Origin of the sequence: Dactylosporangium sp. NPDC050588 (assembly GCF_040654975.1) — a bacterium.
GTDB lineage: Bacteria > Actinomycetota > Actinomycetes > Mycobacteriales > Micromonosporaceae > Dactylosporangium > Dactylosporangium maewongense.
The window spans coordinates 1-1,053 of sequence record NZ_JBFAJA010000247.1 but is presented as its reverse complement, the minus strand read 5'-3'; the positions used below and the strand labels follow the sequence as shown (position 1 = coordinate 1,053).

2 protein-coding genes are annotated in these 1,053 nt (G+C 69.1%); one reads left to right on the top strand and one right to left on the bottom strand.

Features of this window, described 5'->3' with window-relative positions; all coding sequences use genetic code 11:
- Window positions 1-6 precede the first annotated feature (6 nt).
- Window positions 7-132 carry an ANTAR domain-containing protein gene (locus tag AB0I21_RS57545; RefSeq protein ID WP_360574562.1) on the top strand — a complete coding sequence of 42 codons (126 nt, stop codon included), beginning with the start codon at window positions 7-9 and terminating at the stop codon, window positions 130-132.
- Window positions 133-646: 514 nt separating this feature from the next.
- Here AB0I21_RS57545 and AB0I21_RS57540 read toward each other — a convergent pair.
- Entirely contained in the window at window positions 647-832 is a 186-nt protein-coding gene (locus AB0I21_RS57540; protein ID WP_360574560.1) for a hypothetical protein, read from the bottom strand.
- Window positions 833-1,053 lie beyond the last annotated feature (221 nt).

Below are 1,053 nucleotides of genomic sequence, written 5' to 3'. Positions count from 1 at the left end.
CACCACATCTCCGTCGACGCCGCGTTCGAGCTGATCCGGACCCACGCCCGGCGGACCAACCGGCGGCTCAGCGACGTCGCCCTTCACCTGGTCACTGACGCGACCAGCCTGCCCGACCTCACCGGAGACTGACCGGCCGGGATCCGGCGCCAGTACCCCGGACGTTTCCCGCCACAACGCTCGTTGTGGTAACTCACGCCTTCCTCGCAACGGAACTTGGCGGTGTACCGGGCGGTCACCCGCGCGGTCAGGTCTTCGACGTGCTCGTCGATCTACCCCGACGTCCTGGACGAGTGACCCCGTTCGTGTGGCACCACGTCGCGCAGTACGCCGACAAGCCGATCAGACATCGGGCGGCAGCGGGTTGGCAGGACTGTCCGACCCGACTGATGATCCAGTTACGATGGCGCATCGACCGGCTGCCGGGGTTAGGTGAGCGGACCGGTGGCATCCCTGACCGGTCGCCGTCGCGATGGTAGTTGCCGATCGGATCAGCGGGCCGCGTGTTCTGCGCGGGCCGGTGCAGGTATTGCAGGGCCTGCGTGCGGGACGCGTGTGTTGGCGTACACCGGCAGCGGCTCCGGCAGCCCGGTGTCATCGCCGAGCCGCAGCAGGTGCTCGTTCGGCGACGCCAGGTATCGGCCGGTCACAGCGGAACCGGCGCGCGGCTCAACAGTGTCGCCGCGAGCTTGCGGTAGCGCTCAACGACGACGCTCCATTGAGTTCCCTGCGCGATCTGTTTGGCCCTGTCGTGCATGTCGGCGACCAGGTCGGGCTCCGTGAGCACGCGCTTGAGCGCGACGCCGATCGCCGAAGCGTCCTGGTGCGGCACGAGGAGTCCGGCGCCGTCGCCGAGCAGCTCCTGCGCATGGGGGAAGGCGGTGGCGATGACGGGTTGTGCGCCGCCAGCGCCTCGACGAGCACGCCCGAAGTGGCCTGGTCCGGGGAGTCGTACGGTAGCAGCACCACATCGGCGCGCCCGATCAGCCGGTCGAGGCGGACCTGATCGAGATAGGCGCGCTCGAATGTGACCAGGCCGGCGACGCCCTTGGC